14 protein-coding genes are annotated in these 17387 nt (G+C 66.6%); 7 read left to right on the top strand and 7 right to left on the bottom strand.

Annotation, left to right across the window (positions count from 1 at the left end; genetic code table 11):
* Nucleotides 1–25 precede the first annotated feature (25 nt).
* Nucleotides 26–1723: an allophanate hydrolase gene (gene atzF, locus IBJ82_RS08995; protein ID WP_194825500.1), complete on the top strand. Its 1698-nt coding sequence runs from the start codon at nt 26–28 to the stop codon at nt 1721–1723.
* Here the strand turns inward: atzF and IBJ82_RS08990 are convergent.
* Nucleotides 1680–2348, bottom strand: coding sequence for an arsenate reductase ArsC (locus IBJ82_RS08990; protein ID WP_370585231.1), 669 nt, complete (start codon nt 2346–2348; stop codon nt 1680–1682). The genes atzF and IBJ82_RS08990 overlap by 44 nt on opposite strands.
* A 729-nt stretch (nt 2349–3077) precedes the next feature.
* Here IBJ82_RS08990 and IBJ82_RS08985 point away from each other — a divergent pair.
* Both IBJ82_RS08985 and IBJ82_RS08980 read left to right on the top strand, forming a co-directional pair.
* Nucleotides 3078–4316, top strand: a complete 1239-nt coding sequence (locus tag IBJ82_RS08985; RefSeq protein WP_194825499.1) for an APC family permease — start codon at nt 3078–3080, stop codon at nt 4314–4316.
* 75 nt (nt 4317–4391) lie between these two features.
* A complete protein-coding gene (locus IBJ82_RS08980; protein ID WP_194825498.1) occupies nt 4392–5735 on the top strand; it encodes a serine hydrolase in 1344 nt (447 codons plus the stop codon).
* Between the two features lie 70 nt (nt 5736–5805).
* On the opposite strand, the gene IBJ82_RS08975 is transcribed toward IBJ82_RS08980, so the two are convergent.
* The 3 genes from IBJ82_RS08975 to IBJ82_RS08965 all read right to left on the bottom strand — a co-directional run bounded on the left by IBJ82_RS08975 (nt 5806) and on the right by IBJ82_RS08965 (nt 8820).
* Complete coding sequence (locus tag IBJ82_RS08975; RefSeq protein WP_194825497.1) at nt 5806–6840, bottom strand: aspartate-semialdehyde dehydrogenase; 1035 nt, start codon at nt 6838–6840, stop codon at nt 5806–5808.
* A 3-nt stretch (nt 6841–6843) separates the two neighbouring features.
* Nucleotides 6844–8109: an aspartate kinase gene (locus IBJ82_RS08970; RefSeq protein WP_194825496.1), complete on the bottom strand. Its 1266-nt coding sequence runs from the start codon at nt 8107–8109 to the stop codon at nt 6844–6846.
* 135 nt (nt 8110–8244) lie between these two features.
* Complete coding sequence (locus IBJ82_RS08965) at nt 8245–8820, bottom strand: dihydrofolate reductase family protein (RefSeq protein WP_194825495.1); 576 nt, start codon at nt 8818–8820, stop codon at nt 8245–8247.
* A gap of 71 nt (nt 8821–8891) precedes the next feature.
* Between IBJ82_RS08965 and IBJ82_RS08960 the strand changes: the two genes are divergently transcribed.
* The 3 genes from IBJ82_RS08960 to IBJ82_RS08950 all read left to right on the top strand — a co-directional run bounded on the left by IBJ82_RS08960 (nt 8892) and on the right by IBJ82_RS08950 (nt 11290).
* A complete protein-coding gene (locus IBJ82_RS08960) occupies nt 8892–9464 on the top strand; it encodes a TetR/AcrR family transcriptional regulator (protein ID WP_370585230.1) in 573 nt (190 codons plus the stop codon).
* A 98-nt stretch (nt 9465–9562) separates the two neighbouring features.
* Nucleotides 9563–10021, top strand: a complete 459-nt coding sequence (locus IBJ82_RS08955; RefSeq protein WP_194825493.1) for an SRPBCC family protein — start codon at nt 9563–9565, stop codon at nt 10019–10021.
* Between the two features lie 66 nt (nt 10022–10087).
* Complete coding sequence (locus tag IBJ82_RS08950; RefSeq protein WP_194825492.1) at nt 10088–11290, top strand: low temperature requirement protein A; 1203 nt, start codon at nt 10088–10090, stop codon at nt 11288–11290.
* Here IBJ82_RS08950 and IBJ82_RS08945 read toward each other — a convergent pair.
* From IBJ82_RS08945 to IBJ82_RS08935, 3 genes are all read right to left on the bottom strand, one after another.
* Nucleotides 11277–12110, bottom strand: a complete 834-nt coding sequence (locus tag IBJ82_RS08945) for an ion transporter (protein ID WP_194825491.1) — start codon at nt 12108–12110, stop codon at nt 11277–11279. The genes IBJ82_RS08950 and IBJ82_RS08945 overlap by 14 nt on opposite strands.
* 114 nt (nt 12111–12224) lie before the next feature.
* Nucleotides 12225–13835 carry a GMC oxidoreductase gene (locus IBJ82_RS08940; RefSeq protein WP_370585229.1) on the bottom strand — a complete coding sequence of 537 codons (1611 nt, stop codon included), beginning with the start codon at nt 13833–13835 and terminating at the stop codon, nt 12225–12227.
* A gap of 118 nt (nt 13836–13953) precedes the next feature.
* Complete coding sequence (locus IBJ82_RS08935; protein WP_194825489.1) at nt 13954–14721, bottom strand: sulfite exporter TauE/SafE family protein; 768 nt, start codon at nt 14719–14721, stop codon at nt 13954–13956.
* 298 nt (nt 14722–15019) lie between these two features.
* Here IBJ82_RS08935 and leuA point away from each other — a divergent pair, with 298 nt between their 5' ends.
* Nucleotides 15020–16816, top strand: coding sequence for a 2-isopropylmalate synthase (leuA, locus tag IBJ82_RS08930; RefSeq protein WP_194825488.1), 1797 nt, complete (start codon nt 15020–15022; stop codon nt 16814–16816).
* Nucleotides 16817–17387 lie beyond the last annotated feature (571 nt).

Genomic DNA, 17387 nt, shown 5'->3' with positions numbered 1-17387 from the left:
GCCCGTAGTAATCAGAGGAGCGTCAATGTCTGTAACCCCGACCGCGCGGGTCGCCGCCGCCTACGCACGGATCGCCGAGGTAGATCGGCCGGAGGTCTGGATCACGCTGCGTTCGCAGGAGGTTCTGACGACCGAAGCCGTCGAGCTGGAACGCCGGGTCGCTGCGGGCGAGAAACTCCCGCTGGCGGGTCTGCTCCTCGCGGTGAAGGACAACGTCGACGTGGCGGGTTTGCCCACCACCGCCGCCTGCCCCGAATTCGCCTATGAGGCAACCGAAACCGCCGTCGCTGTGCAGCGGCTGGTCGCGGCGGGCGCACTGGTCCTCGGCAAGACCAACCTCGACCAGTTCGCCACCGGTCTCGTCGGCACTCGCAGCCCCTACGGCGCCGTCCGCAACGCACTGCATCCCGCATTGATCTCGGGCGGTTCGAGTTCCGGTTCGGCGGCTGCTGTCGCGCTCGGCATCGCCGACCTCGCCATCGGCACCGATACGGCCGGCTCGGGCCGCGTGCCCGCCGCGCTGCACGGGATCGTCGGCATCAAGGCCACCCTCGGCGTGATCCCCACCCATGGCGTCGTCGCCGCCTGCGCCGACTATGACGCGGTCACCATTTTCGCGGCCGACTTGGAGCTGGCCGTCACCGCCACAAAGGCGATGGCGGGCAAGGATTCTCGAGACCCGCGCAGCCGCGAATGGCCCGCCGACGTCCGTCTCTCGGCATCCGCCGAACTCGAGATCGCCATCCCCCGCCCCGAAGACCTCGAACCGCTGAGCCCGGCCTACCGCACTGCCTTCACCGAAACCGTTGCCGCCCTGCATGATCAGGGCCTGCGAACCACCGAGATCGATATCTCGCCACTTCTCGACGCGGCCCGCCTGCTCTACGACGGCGCGATTGTCGCCGAGCGATACGCGGCGGTCGGCGAATTCGTCGACAAGGGCGCTCCGGGTCTCGACGACGCAGTCGCCGGAATAATCAGCGCCGCAAAGGAACTCGACGCACACGCCTTCGCCAACGACCTGGACACCCTAGCCCGTGCCCGCACCACCGCGACAACACTGCTCGCCGGCTTCGACGGCCTGCTGCTCCCCACCACCACCGAGCACCCTTCGATCGCCGAAGTCGAAGCCGACCCTCTCGCGATCAACCGCCGCCTCGGCACCTACACGAACTTCTGCAACCTGCTCGACCTCGCCGCCGTCGCGATCCCCGGCAAACCCACCGCCGACGGTCTCCCGTTCGGCGTGACGGTCGTGGTCCCCGCCTTCGCCGACCAACTCGCCGTGGACCTCGCCGCCCGCATCACCGGCACCCCGGCGCCACTTCTCGTGGAAACCGGTGTGCCCCTTGCCGTTTTCGGCGCCCACCTGCGCGGCCAACCCCTGCACTGGCAACTCGAACAGCTGGGCGCGCGCTTCGCGGGCGAGATCACGACCACCGACGCCTACCGCCTCACCGCCCTCGACACCACCCCGTCCAAACCCGGTCTGGTCCGCCACGGTGACGGGCAGGGCGCACCGATCCTCGGCGAACTGTTCCTGGTCTCCCCCGCCGGCCTCGGCCGATTCCTCGCCGAACTACCACCGCCGATGGCCCTGACCAGCATCGATCTATCCGATGGCCGCGCGGTGGTCGGTTTCGCCTGCAGCTACGACGCCGCCGTCGCAGCTACCGACATCACCCGGTTCGGGAGTTGGGTGGCGTATCTACGGGATCGGTGACGTCGATGCCGAGCTCGGCGAGCAGGCCCGTCACGCGATGACCGATGTCGTCGCGGATGGGCCGCACCAGCTCGGCATCGAGCCCGGCCGGATCCTCGATGATCCACTCCTCGTAGCGCACCCCCGGCACCAGCGGACAGGTATCGCCGCAGCCCATCGTGACGATCACGTCGGCCGCGCGGATGATCTCATCGGTCCACGGCTTCGGATACTCACGCGAGATGTCGACGCCCACCTCCGCCATCACCGCCACCGCGGCCGGATTGAGCTGCCCACCCGGCACCGACCCGCCCGACCAGGCCACCGCCCGCCCCAGCGCCAACTCTTCGAAGTAGCCGAGTGCCATCTGCGACCGGCCCGCGTTGTGCGTGCACAGGAACAGCACCGTGGGGCGCGGCCGGGACACCTTGCCTTCGATCTTGGCCAGCGCCTGCAACCGTTGCCGCGCGAATCGCTCGGCCAGCAGCGGCAAGTACAGGGTCACCGTCGCGCGAGCGGCGAAATCCTCGTAGGAGGTATGCAGGAAACGATGGATCGTCTCCAGCTCGAACATCGTCGCGAATTCTTCGCGCAGCCGCGCCTCGGCACGGTCTAGCGCGTCGGAGTGCTCGGCAATATCGACCACCCCCCAACACTTACCCGAATTCGAGCCATACGCAAACGACCGGGCCGATCAACCCCTCGACCGACCGGCCCGGCACGCGTACTCGCCGACACAACGTGGAACATCTTCGGCCCAGCCCGTCGGTGTGGTTACCGTCGGCAGTGCGTCTTCAGCGTCTGGAAGAGCCACCTTCTGGTCTGCACCGCCGGGTCCGACCGATCACCCCTCGAGACCGATCGGACCCGGTTGTTCCGGTGTCTGAAGCAACAATGCGGTGTCGGTCTCTAGAGCTTCTTAAGAACAACTTGTCGGCGAAGGCGGGTTTTCGGCGATGATGGATGTACCGACGCAAGGAGATCGACCATGGAAACCGCGATCGTCTGGTTGCTGGCAAGCCTTCTGTACTGGTTCAGCAACTTCTGACCCCTGACATCGACCACGGGAGAGCCTGGAACCAGGCTCTTCGCCCGTCTATGAGATGAGGCGTAGCGCGGGTCACATCGAGCCGCCGGAATAGTTCACCGGCAGCCGCGGTTGGAAACACTGTCGACGTCCGAACAGCCCCGGGCCTCACCCCTTTGTCGCTACGAGCGACCACCCGCCGAGAGGCGCTTGTGGGGCGTCGACACCCTGACGGGCCGTCCTCGAGGTGGCCCATCGACTCGAACGCCGCCAGGTCACCCTCATCGACCTGGCGGCGTTTGTCGTCTCCGGGTCGCGGGCCCCGCACCCATGCTCGAGGATGGGTCTATGACTTCGGATGGGCAGTTGCGGCGGGGACTGGGGTTGGGCGATTCGGTGGTCGTGGGGTTGGGGGCGATGGTGGGGGCCGGGGTTTTCGCGGCGTTGGGGCCCGCGGCGGGGGTGGGCGGGTCTTGGCTGTTGGCAGCTTTGGGGGTGGCCGCGGTGATCGCCTATTGCAATGCGACGTCTTCGGCGCGGCTGGCTGCGTTGTATCCGGTGTCCGGGGGGACGTATGTGTACGGGCGGGAGCGGCTCGGGGCGTTCTGGGGCTATTTGGCGGGGTGGGGGTTCGTGGTGGGGAAGACGGCGTCGTGTGCGGCGATGGCGTTGACGGTGGGGAGCTACGCGTGGCCGGAGCAGGCGCATGCGGTGGCGGTGGGGGCCGTGGTGGTGGTGACGGGGATCAACTATGTGGGGGTGCAGAAGTCGGCATCGGCTTCGCGGGTGATCGTGGCGGTGGTGTTGACCGTGCTGCTGCTGGTCGTTGTGGTGGGTGTCGGCGGGAATCATTCGGGGGCAGCGGTGCTCGACAAGGAGATCGGGCCGTACGGGGTGTTGCAGGCGGCGGGGCTGTTGTTCTTCGCCTTCGCGGGGTATGCGCGGATCGCCACGCTCGGCGAAGAGGTGCGTGAGCCGGAGCGGACGATTCCGCGGGCGATCATGCTCGCGTTGGCGGTGGCATTGGCGGTGTACGCGCTGGTGGCGGTGGCCGCGTTGCTGACGTTGGGGTCGGGTGGGCTTGCGGCGGCGCGTGATCCGCTCGCGCAGGTCGTCGAGGCGGCGGGGGCGGGCTGGTTGACGCCGGTGGTGCGGATCGGTGCGGTACTGGCGGCGACTGGTTCGCTGATGGCGTTGATTCTTGGGGTCTCGCGGACCTCGCTGGCGATGGCGCGTGACGGCCATCTGCCCGCGAGCCTGGCCCGGATCCATCCGAAGTACGCCGTCCCCCATCGAGCCGAGCTGGCGGTGGGTGTGGTGGTCGCGGTGCTCGCGGCGACGGTGGATCTGCGGGCGGCGATCGGGTTCTCGTCGTTCGCGGTGCTCGCGTACTACCTGATCGCCAATCTGTCGGCGGCCACGCTGACCGCTGCAGAGGGCAGGCCGCAGCGCTGGGTGCCGGTGCTCGGCGCGGTGGGATGTGTGGTGGTCGGGTTCGCGTTGCCGATCGGCTCGGTGCTGGCGGGGCTCGCGGTGCTCGCGATCGGTGCGGGGGTGTACGGAATCCGCCGCGTTGCGAGGAGGTGAATATGCCTGTGATCAGTGGGTTCTACGGCCACGCTATACGGGTTACGGTGCGTGACAAGGGCTACTCTCGGCCGCATGCGGCCCATCACGAGCGTTTTCGCAGGAACGATCGCTACGGTGCTGGCCTCGGCGAGCCTTTTCGCCGTCCCGGCCCACGCCGCGCCGAGCACGACCTGTGAGGTGACGTCGGCTCGCGAGCTGGAACGTGCCCAACCCGAACAGGTCGGGCTCGATTCGGCGAAACTCGAAGCGGCACTGCAGTTCGCCGCCACTCGCAACCGGCTCAACGTCCAGATCTTCCGGCACAACTGCCTCGTCGGTGAAGGGCTACGCAACGACGAGACCGGCAATACGCCGTGGAACATCTGGAGCGTCACCAAATCAGTGGTGTCGATGCTGGCCGGAATCGCTTCCGACGAAGGCAAAATCGATATCGCCGCCCCTATCGATCGCTATCTGCCGCCCGGCCTCGGCGATGCGGTACACCGGTCGATCACCGTCGAGAACCTGCTCACCGAAACCTCGGGCATGCAGGTCGGAGTGCTGTCGGAGGGCGTCACCGCGGTGATCCCGATCGACCCGCACTCGGCGGTACAGGCGCTGTCGGTGCAGTTGACCAACCCGCCAGGCACCACGTTCAGCTACAGCCAGCGCAATGTCGACCTGCTGTCCTATGTGATCGAACTGGCCGTCGGCGAACCGCTGCAGCAGTTCGCGCAGCGCGAATTGTTCGACCCGCTCGGCATTCCGCGCAGCGACTACTACTGGGCCAGTGACCGATCCGGCCACACCTACGGCTACGCCCATCTCATGCTGCCGCCCAACGACCTGGCCAAGATAGGGCTGCTCGTCTCCAACGACGGCCGCTGGGGCGCCGACCGCGTGGTCTCCTCGGACTATCTGCGCAAAGCCCGCACACCGTCGAAGGCGAACAGCTGCTACGGCTATCTGTTCTGGCTCGGCGCCGATTGCAGCGAATCCCCCGACTTCATGCCCGCGGACAGCTATTTCATGTCCGGGCTCGGCCTGCAGAACGTCTTCTTCCTGCCTGGCCTCGACCTGACGGTGATGTGGACCGGTCCCTTCGGCAACCAGACCGCCTACGGCCCGAGCGGCATCCTCGCCCACGCCGAAGAACTGCCCCACGAATTCTTCCGCCGCCTGTTCGCCGCCGTCACCGACACGCAGGCGCCGGTCGCCGAACCCTATGTGGAGCCCCCGCTCGAATTCGACGCGGCCAAACTCATCGACGCCAACATCCTGCTGGCCGTCTTCGGCATCGGCCCCGGCGCCTACCCCGGCTGCACCGTCTTCAACTGCCTCAACCAACCGCTGGCCGCCCCCTTCGCCAGCATCCCACCCGGCTGCGCCATCCTGGCCTGCGTCGGCCACGACCCGCGCACCCCGGGCATCCGCTAGCCGTCGGGTCGAGTCCTGACAACGACAAAGGCCGGGCGCACCCGAAGGTGGCCCGGCCGTCGACGGGGAATCAGCGGTTCTCGAGCAGAACTTCCGCGATCTGAATCGTGTTGAGGGCGGCGCCCTTTCGCAGGTTGTCACCCGAGATGAACAGTGCGAGACCGCGACCGCTCGGTGCGCCCGGATCCTGGCGGATGCGGCCGACGAGCGAGTCGTCCTGGCCTGCGGCGGCCAGCGGGGTGGGCACGTCGACCAGACGCACGCCTGCCGCCTTGGCCAGCAGTTCCTGGGCCTGCTGCACCGAAATCGGTTCGGCGAATTCGGCATTGATCGACAGCGAGTGCCCGGTGAAGACCGGAACCCGCACGCAGGTGCCGCTCACCAGCAGGTCGGGCAAGCCGAGGATCTTGCGACTCTCGTTGCGCAGCTTCTGATCTTCGTCGGTCTCGAAGGAGCCGTCGTCGACCAGGGCACCGGCCAGCGGGATCACGTTGAAACCGATCGGCGCGACGTACTTGTTCGGCGCGGGGAACTCCACGGCCGAACCGTCGTGCACCAGCTTCTCCGCATCGGCGGCCACCGCGCGGATCTGCGAGGCGAGCTCCTCCACACCGGCCAGCCCACTACCCGAAACAGCCTGGTAGCTCGACACGATCAGGCGCTGCAAACCGGCCACATCGTGCAGCGGCTTGAGCACCGGCATCGCGGCCATGGTGGTGCAGTTCGGGTTCGCGATGATGCCCTTGGGCAGGTTGCGGGTGGCCTCGGGGTTGACCTCCGACACCACCAGCGGCACATCGGGGTCCTTGCGCCAAGCCGAGGAATTGTCGATCACGGTGACGCCTGCCGCGGCGAAACGCGGGGCCTGCACACGCGACATGGTGGCGCCTGCCGAGAACAGCGCGATATCCAGACCCGAGGGATCAGCGGTCTCGGTGTCTTCGACGACGATCTCGCCGCCGCGCCACGGCAGCGTCTTGCCCGCGGACCGAGCGGAGGCGAAGAACCGCACCTCGTCGGCCGGGAAGTTGCGCTCTTCGAGCAGCTTGCGCATGACGGTGCCGACCTGACCGGTCGCACCGACAACACCTACACGTACACCCATTGCCTAACGCCCCGTTCCGCCGTGGACGACAGCGGCCTCTTCGCCGCCGAGATCGAATGCCTTGTGCAACACCTGCACCGCTTCATCGAGTTCGGTGTCGCGCACCAGCACCGAGATCCGGATCTCCGAGGTGGAGATCAGGTCGATGTTGACGCCCGCGTTGGCCAGCGCCTCACAGAAAGTCGCGGTGACGCCCGGGTGCGACTTCATGCCGGCGCCGACCAGGGAAACCTTGCCGATGTGATCGTCGGAGAGGATCTCGGCGAAGCCGATCTCGGCCTGGCGCGCGGTGAGCATCTGCACCGCGCGGACGAGGTCGGTCTTGGGGCAGGTGAAGGTGATGTCGGTCTTGCCCGTGTCGACCTTGGAGATGTTCTGCAGCACCATGTCGATGTTGATCTCGGCGTCGGCCACCGCGCGGAACACCTTGGCCGCGTAGCCCGGCTCGTCCGGTAGGGCGACGACGGTCACCTTGGCTTCGCTGCGGTCGTGCGCGACGCCGGTCAGGATTGCCTGCTCCACGGGAATGTCCTCCATCGATCCGAAAACAGTGGTGCCGATCTTGTCGGTGTAGGACGACCGAACATGAACGGGAACGTTGTAGCGGCGCGCGTACTCCACGCAGCGCAGCATGAGCACCTTCGAGCCGCAGGCGGCCATCTCGAGCATCTCCTCGTAGGAGATGTTGTCGAGCTTCTGGGCGTCGGGCACGATGCGCGGGTCGGCGGAGAAGATGCCGTCGACGTCGGTGTAGATCTCGCAGACGTCGGCTTTCAACGCCGCGGCCAACGCGACGGCGGTGGTGTCGGAGCCGCCGCGGCCCAGCGTGGTGACGTCCTTGCTGTCCTGGCTCACGCCCTGGAAGCCGGCCACCAGCACGATCTGGCCCTCGGCGAGCGCCTCCTGCAGGCGCCCCGGGGTCACGTCGATGATCTTGGCGTTGCCGTGCGCACCGGTGGTGATCACGCCTGCCTGCGAACCGGTGAACGAGCGAGCCTCGGCGCCGAGAGTGTGAATAGCCATGGCCACCAAGGCATTCGAGATGCGCTCGCCCGAGGTGAGTAGCATGTCCATCTCGCGAGCGGGCGGCGCCGGGGCCACCTGCTCCGCGAGATCGAGCAACTCATCGGTCGTGTCGCCCATGGCCGAGCACACGACAACCACGTCGTGCCCCTGCTTCTTCGTCTCCACGATCCGTTCAGCGACGCGCCGGATCCGCTCGGCGGTAGCCACCGAGGATCCTCCGTACTTCTGAACTACGAGAGCCACAGCAGGTCCTTCACGATCGAGTGTCAGATTGGTATCAGCGACCAAGAGTACCGGGCCCGGGCCACCGGTTTTGCTGCTACCTGCCCTGCCTGTGGAAAACGACACAGGCTTGTCACCTGTGGCTAACCACTGGATTCAGCTCCGATCGAACCAGGTGACCTGCGCGCCGCTGTCGAATTCCTTGCGTCGGGTCGGAGTAAAAAGTGTCGGTTTGAAGACACCGGCGAAGGCGGGAATGCCCTCGCCCGCGATGACCGGGTAGCTCTTGACGATCAGCTGATCGATCTCGTCGAGAAGCTGTCCCGCGAGGTTCCCGCCGCCACACAGCCAGATGTCGAGACCTTCCCGCTGCTTGAGTTCGCGCACCAGCTCGACCGGATCGCCGTCGACGATCTCGATGTTGGGGGCGTCGACCGGGCTGAGCGAGGAGGAGAAGACGTACTGCTTCATGTGGACGAACGGGCTGAGGACGCCGGCGTCGTACGCGGCCGCGTAGGTGCCGCGACCCATCAGCATGGTGTCCCAGTTCTTGTTCGGCGTATCGACGTCGATGCCGAAATGCGGGCGGAGGTGGACCGGGATCGCCTCGGGAAATTCGCCGTTGAGCCAGCCCGAGTATTCCGGCGGGGTCGGGTAGAACTCGTATTCACCGCCGGGACCTGCGATGTAGCCGTCGAGGGAGACGCCGATGTAGTAGACAAGCTTTCGCATGGTTACCGCCTCAGTTGTTGTACTATGTTTGAAGTGGTTTCAAGGTAGTACTACAGATGGAGTGGTGTCAAGTGCGTACCAACCCCGAACGACGACAAGCTCTCCTCGACGCGGCCATCGAGGTCCTCGCCGACGAAGGCGCCCGCGGCCTCACTTTCCGCGCGGTGGACAAACAGGCGGCGGTCCCCGCGGGCACGGCGTCGAACTACTTCGCCAATCGCGACGAGCTCCTGACCCAGGCAGGCGTGCGCTTCTACGAGGTGGTCCAGCCGAGCGAGGAGACGATGGCACTGGTCAGCGACGGCCCGAAGGACATCGACAACATCACCACGCTGATGAAAGAGGTGGTCGGGCGCATCGAATCGCATCGCAAGGCCTACCTCGCGCTGCTGGAACTCCGCCTCGAGGCCACCCGGCGCCCCGAGCTACGCACGGTGCTCACCGAACGCGTCCGCGCCGACATCGATTTCAACGTGCGCAATCATCTGGCATCCGGCATGCCAGGCGACGCGGAGTCGGTACTACTGCTCTACCTGGCGCTCAACTGGCTCATCGTCGAACACCTCACACTGCCCGGAATCTTCACCGAGCAACAGAGCATGGCACTGATCGAAACGGCCGTCGAGCGTGTGATAAGCACCTGACCCGGTCATTTGTCCAGACCATAGACGTGTTGACGATCACTAGTACGACTGTGCACAATCGGGCGCGAAAGCTGCGGGGGTTCGGAGGATAGACACAGATGCGCTCGAAGATCGACATCCGATTCACCGTTGACGCCGAGATCGACCAAGTGATGGACGCACTACTGGCCGTTGACCTGATGTCGGAGTGGTCGACCTCGCTCAGTGATGTCCGGGTAGGCCCGCGCGACGCCGACGGCAGGCCGCGCCGGGTCTTCGCCACCGCCCACTTCATGGGAAACTCCGACGCCCAGGTGCTCGAATACACCTGGGAGCAGTACCGCTCGTCGTGGCGGGTGGTCGACAGCAGTCGCGGTTCCAAAGGCGGGGGTTGGATCGAGCTGCTCGAGACGCCCGAGGGCACCGAGGTCGACTACCACGTGGAGCTCTCACTTCCATTACCTATTCCAGGCATCCTCTTCAACCGCTCGCTGCGCAAGCTGCACGACGAGACGGTCGCGAACTTCATCGAGTTCGCCGAGCGGTATCCCGAGATCGGGGGCTACGCGGCCGGCTGATTGCGCCGTCTGCGAAACCATCGTCGCCGCGCGCGAATCGTGGTCGGGGGTGCGACGATTGATCGCATGATCGGAAATCGACGGGTCCGGTTCCGTCCGGTCACCGCGGACAGCTCGGTGACCCAGCTCGAATTGTTCTTCGACCTGGTGATCGTCTTCGCCTTCACCATGGTCACCGACCTGGCAGCAGACGAGACCACGGCGGCGAACATGCTGCGGGCCACGCTGGTCCTCGCCCTGATGTGGTGGCTGTGGATCGCCTACTCGTGGTTGGGCAATGTGGTGCGCGCCGACGAGGGCATCGCGAGGGTGGGCATCTTCGTCGCGATGGGCGGTGCGTTCATCGCCGCGCTCACCATTCCCGAGGCGTTCACCGATCTGCCCGGCGGCTGGTTCGGCCCGCTGGTCTTCGCCATCGCCTACCTGGTGGTGCGACTCGTGCACGTCGCCATCTTCTGGGCGGTCAGCGCCGAGGACTCCCAGCTGCGCGGGCAGTTGCTGCGCTGGGCGCTCGGTTCGATCACCATCGGCACCACGCTGCTGGTGATCGCCGCGATGACCACGGGCCTCACCCAGATCCTGCTGTGGATCGCCGCGATCGTCGGCGACATGGTGTGGACCTTCGTCGCGGGCACCGACTGGCGGCTCAATTCGGCCAAGCACTTCGCCGAACGCTACGGGCTGATCGTCATCGTGGCGCTGGGCGAATCGATCGTCTCGATCGGAATCGGGGTGGCCGGACTGCCGATCTCCTGGCCGATCGCGCTGGGCTCGATGCTCGGGCTCGCGGTCTCGGGTCTGCTGTGGTGGCTCTACTTCGACGTCGCCGCGATCTCGATCGAACACAGTTTGGCCCATGCCAAGGGCGCCGAGCAGATCAAGATCGCGCAGAACAGCTACACGTACTGGCATTTTCCGATGATCGTCGGCGTGATCGCGCTCTCGCTCGGGTTGAAGAAGGTGCTGTACTACGTGGGCGACTCCTCGCACCACAAGCTCACCGACCCGCTCTACGGCATCCCGCTCGGTGCGCTCTACGCGGGACCAGCGCTGTTCATCCTCGGCGTCGTCGTGGCGAAATACTATGCCTCGAAATCGGTATCGATCGCGCGCGTGATCACCGTGGTCCTACTGCTCGCGCTGATCCCGTTCGCCGCGCACCTGCCCGCGCTCGCATCGCTCACCCTGCTGTGCGCCGTGCTGGCCGCGCTGGTGATCTTCGAGACCCTGCGATTCGCGCAGCCGCGTGACCAGATCAGACACGCTTGATCTGACCGACGTGGTGGCGCACGCCGTGCTCGGTGGGCGTCGCCCCACGGTGTGAGGGCGGGACCTTCACCCCGGCGCGCACGGCGTCGTTGATCTGGTCGAGGTTCTCGCGCAGCATGTCGGCGACGAGTTCGTCGGTGCGCGGATCGTCGAGCAGCTGACGCAGCATGCGGTAGACCGTGTCGGCGACGAGCCGGATGATGTCGTCGTGGAATGGCACGTAGCGCAGCTTGCCGGTCTGCGGGTCGTTCTTGATCAGGTCCATGATCAGCTGATCGACCTCGGCGTGGTTCTCCTCGAGCGCGGCGGCGATGTTCTGGGTGTAGTGGCCTGCGCGTAGAACCTTGGAAACCTCGTCGAGGATCGCGATCGTCATCGGGCGCTTGATGACGTCGACGATCGTGCCGACGAACCGGTTGACGATCGTCGCGGTGACCCGCTCCCCCAGCGCCCGATCGGCAACCCGGCCCAACCGGATCAAGATCACCACGATGCGCAACAGCCGGAACCCGCGGAACAGCGGCGTGGTCACCGGGATCATGCCGAGGACCTCGTACCAGTAGATGAACGGGAACGACCACGGCCAGCCCGCCCGGCGCCAGCGCCACAGGAACTCGACGAGGAAGATCGCGCAGATCGACGTGTCGACGACGACGATCGCGTGGTAGGTCGGCCCGCTGACCTCGAAGAAGGTGATCCACACGACCAGCACCACCGAGATGATGGCGAGGATCAGCATGAAGATGTCGATGCGCAGGCTGGGCGTCTTCGAGCGCACGTCCGGCAGGGCCTCGACCCGTTCGATCCCCGGTGAAGCCACTGTTGCTCCTGAATATCTGGCGGTCGGCGCCGCGTAGGTCGGCCTTGCTGGTGCCCACGCTAATTGGTGGACCGGCGCCGCGAGGGGAGTTGCGGACGCCGGTCGGTGGCGTGTTCAGCCGCGCAGGACGGCCTCGATATTGCGTTCTGCCAGGGCGGTGATGGTCAGAGACGGGTTGACGGTCGCGGTGCTGCCGGGGATCGCGGCACCGTCCATCACGTAGAGGCCGGGGTGTCCGTGGACGCGACCGTGGGCGTCGGTGGCCTTGCCGAGAACCGCGCCGCCGAGCGGGTGCGCCGTGAACTGGGCGTTGGCGTCGTAACCGAGCGCGCCGTATTCGGCGACCGCGCCCGCGCGATCGGCGATCCGATGGTCGACCACGCGAGCCGCCGCGGCGACCGCGTGCTGCGTGGCCGCCGACCAGTTCAGGCCGACGCCGCCCGTCGCGGCGTGATAGCCGAAGCGAGCGCGGGTCGGATCGAGGACCATGCCGAGCGAGGCCAGCGCGCCGGTCTCGAACGGGATGCCGGGGATGTACCAGTTCTCCAGGGTGAGCGGCACGTTGGATTCGTCGTGGATCCGGCTGGCGCTCGGCACGCCTTGGCCCTGGCCCGCGATGGCGCTCGCGCCGCGGGCCAGCACCACGTCACCGTTGGTGCCGAAGCCGTCGCCGATGTGTTCGTTGAGGTTGGGCAGCGCGCCGGTGGCCTGGGCGCGGACCAGCAGCTCCGAGGTGCCGATCGAACCGGCGCCGAGAAACAGCTTGTCGCAGGTCAGGTTGCGGGTGCTCAGCACCTGACCGCTCGGCGCGAGCTTCGACACGGTGACGACGAACCTGCCACTCGCCTCCTGGGCGATGGCGTCGACGCGGTGGCCGGGGAACACCTGGGACTTGCCGGTCTCGCGGGCGTAGCGCAGGTAGTTCTGATTGAGGTCGAACTTGGCGCCGTTGGAGTTGCCGAGATTGGAGCGGGCCGAGGTGGCCGAGGCACGCGAGCTTCCCGCGAGCTCGCTGCGCAGCACGTCCCAGCTGAAGATCGAATCGTTGGGCAGCGGCTGGTAACCGGCGGCCCGCACCTGGTCGTCCCAGGCGCGCGAGTGCGCGAAGGGCGAGGAGTTGTAGATGTCGGCGGGCATCTGGTCGAGTCGCAGCATCTGGCGCACCCGCGGGTAGTAGACGCTTTCGAGCTCGCCGAAATCGACCACACCACCGAAGACCTGGTCGAAGAGCCTGCGTTCCGGCGCCACCATCGCCCCGGTGAAGATCACCGATCCGCCGCCGACAGCGGCGGCCCGCCACACATCGATACCGGAATATTCGGTCACATCCAGCACTCCGCCGAACGCGCTGAAACTCATCGGCACCTTGGTGACGCCGGTGAAGCTGGTGCGATGCCAGAACCCGCGGCCGTCGGGCAGATCGTCGCCGGTGAAGATCTCCCGCCACGGATCGTTGGGCCAGTGCGAACCGCGCTCCAGCACCGTATTGGCGATCCCGGCCTCGGCCAGGCGCAGCGCCGTGACGGCGGCGCCGAAGCCGGATCCGATCACGATGGCCTGCGTATGCGCCGGTGCGTCCGGGATCGGGGCGAAGATCTCGGGTACCCAGGACTGGAACATCGTCTCGCGCGGATCCGCCGAAGCGGGCACGCTCGCCAGCGTCGTTCCCACGGCACCGGCAGCAGCCGCCAGTCCCGCCGCCTTGAAAAAGGCACGTCTGTGCACCAGGCCACCTCCCTCATCACGCATGGCCGAGGCGAAGAATACCCGCAAACACGACGAATCGCCCGCTAGCACCCACATTTGTCCCAAGTCACGACGCCCGAGGGACGCCGTGGGGAACTCAGCTGGTGAGCAGGCGCACCACTGCGACGGTGCCGACCACCACGATCACCCCGCGCAGCACATTCGGCGGTAACTTACGGCCCACCTTCGCCCCCAGCTGCCCGCCGATGATCGAGCCGACCGCGATCAACGCCACCGCCTGCCAATCCACCTCGGCGACCACGATGAAGATCAGCGCCGACACCGCGTTGACGATCAGGGCCAGCACGTTCTTCACGCCGTTGAGCCGCTGGATGTCCTCGTGCACGAACACCCCGAGCAAACCGAGCAGCAGCACTCCCTGCGCCGCTCCGAAGTACCCGCCGTAGATGCCGGTGGCGAACACCGCGATCAGCAGAATCGGGCCGCCGTGTTCCGGCGCCGACGATTCGCCGCCCTCCCGACGCTTCTTCACCCACGCGGCCAGCCGAGGCTGCACCACCACCAATATCAGCGCCGCGATGATGAGGACCGGGACGATCGCCTTGAACGCCTCCGCGGGCATCGTCAACAGCAGGATCGCGCCCGTGATGCCGCCGAGCAGCGACGCGGTGCCCAGCTGCAGCAGTCGCGACCGCTGCCCCTGCAGTTCGCGCCGATAACCGATCACCCCGCTCACCGAGCCGGGGACGAGCCCGATGGTGTTGGACACATTCGCCGTCACCGGCGGCAACCCGAACGCGAGCAGCGCGGGAAAGGTGATCAGCGTGCCCGATCCGACGATCGTATTGATGCCGCCGGCCGCGATACCCGCGGCGAAGACGGCCACCTGTTGTAACCAAGTCATTTCGAATTCCTTTGGTACGTCTCGTCGGACGCGCAGGTCCGTACAAGCGTGCGTTATGCAGGAAACCGTACTGGTCAACTGGTGAGCGAATGGCAGCGGACTTGATCCACTGAATTGTTCCGGGCCGCTTACAAGCAGGGGTGGGCACGCGGTAAGCTCGGAGGATCATGCTGCAGCGGGCTCTTCTTCTCGGCCGCCGCGACGGGTCCTGATACGGACCGGCTCCCGTCGCGGGGTTCCAACGCGCCGGTCGACCCGCTCCCATTCAGGGAATCCTCACACCCACGGAGAAACTTGCATGTCCTCGGCTGACGCATTCGTATCCGCTTCGCGCACCATTTCGGCCCCCGGCAAACCCGCACCGGCCGACCAGCCCGCCTGGAACACCCAGAAGAACTCCTCGATGCCGGCGTTCCGGTATCGCCCCTTCGCCGAAGAGGTCGAGCCGATCACGGTGCCCGACCGCACCTGGCCGGACAAGATCATCGATCGCGCGCCCGCGTGGTGCGCCGTCGACCTGCGCGACGGCAACCAGGCCCTCATCGACCCGATGAGCCCGGCCCGTAAGCGCCGCATGTTCGACCTGCTGGTGCGGATGGGCTACAAGGAGATCGAGGTCGGTTTCCCGGCCGCGAGCCAGACCGACTTCGATTTCGTCCGCGAGATCATCGAAGACGGCGCCGTCCCCGCCGACGTCACCATCCAGGTCCTCACCCAGTGCCGCCCCGAGCTGATCGAGCGCACCTTCGAGGCCTGCGCGGGCGCACCGAACGTGATCGTGCACTTCTACAACTCCACCTCGATCCTGCAGCGCCGGGTCGTCTTCCGCGCCGACCGCGACGCGGTGAAGAAGATCGCCACCGATGCGGCGTCGCTGTGCCTGGAGATCGAGAAGCGCTACCCCGACACCGAGTGGCGCTACGAGTACAGCCCGGAGTCCTACACCGGCACCGAGCTGGACTACGCCCGTGAGGTGTGCGACGCGGTCTCCGAGATCATCGCGCCGACCCCGGCCAAGCCGCTGATCATCAACCTGCCCGCGACCGTCGAGATGGCCACCCCGAACGTGTACGCCGACTCGATCGAGTGGATGCACCGCAACCTGGCTCGACGCGACTCGATCGTGCTGTCGCTGCACCCGCACAACGACCGTGGCACCGCCGTCGCGGCCGCCGAGCTGGGCTACCAGGCCGGCGCCGACCGTATCGAGGGCTGCCTGTTCGGCAACGGTGAGCGCACCGGCAATGTCTGCCTGGTGACGCTGGGCATGAACATGTTCTCGCGCGGCATCGACCCGCAGATCAACTTCTCCGATATCGACGAGGTCCGTCGCACGGTGGAGTACTGCAACCAACTGGCCGTCGCCGAGCGTCACCCCTACGGCGGTGACCTGGTCTACACCGCGTTCTCGGGCAGCCACCAGGACGCCATCAACAAGGGCCTGGACGCGATGAAGGCCACCGCCGACGCGCGCGACGCCGACGTGTCCGACATCGTCTGGGAGGTCCCGTACCTGCCGATCGACCCGAAGGACGTCGGCCGCACCTACGAGGCCGTGATCCGGGTGAACTCGCAGTCCGGCAAGGGCGGCGTGGCCTACATCATGAAGACCGATCACGGGCTGGTGCTGCCGCGTCGCCTGCAGATCGAGTTCTCGCAGGCGATCCAGGCGATCACCGACGGTGAGGGCGGCGAGGTGACGCCCAAGGAGATGTGGGACGTCTTCGCTTCCGAGTACCTGAACCCGATCATGCCGCTCGAGCGGATCAAGCAGAAGGTCACCGCGGCCGAGACCGACGGTGGCGTCGACTCCATCGTGGTGACCGTCAAGGTCGAGGGCGCCGAGCAGGAGATCAGCGGTTCGGGCAACGGCCCGCTGGCCGCGTTCGTCGACGCGATCGCGACCGTCGGCTTCGACGTGCGCGTGCTCGACTACAGCGAGCACGCGATGTCCGCCGGTGACGACGCGCAGGCCGCCGCCTACGTCGAGGTCGCGATCGGCGACAAGGTCGTGTGGGGCGTCGGCATCGCCACCTCGATCACCACCGCCTCGCTGCGCGCGGTCGTCTCGGCCGTGAACCGCGCCGCGCAATAGGTTGCTTCATGGTGGCCGAGACCGGGTCTCGGCCACCATGCTGACCTGTGGATAGTTTTACGATCCTGTGGATAACTGCGGTCCGGCTGGTCGGCTTCGCGCCGGATATACCGGTTGAGCTGGGCGCATTCGATTCTCATCTGCCTGTGCGTGCCAGCTGCCACCGGCGCGCGAAATTTGGCTCCGTGTTAGCGTTTTAGGGCATATTCAGCGCCGAGCTTTCCTGCTCGTTCAGCGAGCAAGTGGGGGAACTGTGACCAACAACGACCATAATCCGACCTCGCCGCCGTGGCTGCAGAGTCCGTCGGCTGACGTGTCCGAAGCTGCGTCCGGTCCCTCCGGTGTGCAGACCGCGACCGAGGACGACATCGAGCCCGCCGAAACCGCCGCCGACCCAGTCGGTGAAGTCAGCGATCCGTCGACCGGTGATCAGCCCGTCGCCGATCCCGGCCATGCCGGCCTCGCCGACCAAACCGTGTATCAGCCCGCAGGTTTCGCGCCGCCGGGTCAGTTCGCGCAGGGCGCTCCGTACTCGGTGCCCGATCCGTATCAGAGCAGCGGCGCGCCGCCG

The sequence above is a fragment of the Nocardia sp. XZ_19_231 genome, assembly GCF_015355705.1.
In the GTDB taxonomy this organism is placed as follows: domain Bacteria; phylum Actinomycetota; class Actinomycetes; order Mycobacteriales; family Mycobacteriaceae; genus Nocardia; species Nocardia salmonicida.
The sequence above is the reverse complement of the archived record's forward strand: the minus strand, read 5'-3'. Positions and strand labels throughout refer to the sequence as shown.